Source organism: Nonomuraea basaltis, from assembly GCF_005893125.1.
GTDB lineage: Bacteria > Actinomycetota > Actinomycetes > Streptosporangiales > Streptosporangiaceae > Nonomuraea > Nonomuraea basaltis.
The window spans coordinates 1-313 of sequence record NZ_VCJS01000669.1 but is presented as its reverse complement, the minus strand read 5'-3'; the positions used below and the strand labels follow the sequence as shown (position 1 = coordinate 313).

At 63.9% G+C, this 313-nt stretch carries 1 pseudogene; it reads left to right on the top strand.

Annotated elements, in window-relative coordinates:
- Window positions 1–190: pseudogene (locus tag EJK15_RS69960) on the top strand (short-chain dehydrogenase); the annotation flags it as partial.
- Window positions 191–313: the final 123 nt, after the last annotated feature.

Here is a 313-nt window from a genome sequence, read left to right as displayed (position 1 = left end):
CATGGTCGACACCGAACTGCCCGACCACGTCACCGACCCCGACGCCAGCAAGCTCATGGCCGACCTGATCGGCCAGATCGACGTCCTGCAGTCCAGTGACATCGCCGAGACCGTGGCCTTCATGGCCGCCGTGCCCCGCCACGTCAACCTCACCGAGATCACCATCCTGCCCACCGCCCAGGCCATCTAGTACTACAACCTGATTTTGTGATGTTTAAGCCAGCGTTTCCAGTAGTGGCTGCTGCGGGCGCGGGTCTGGTCCTGGCGGCGGCGAGCGGACCAGGCAAGGGCGAAGTCGAGCGGTCTGATGATC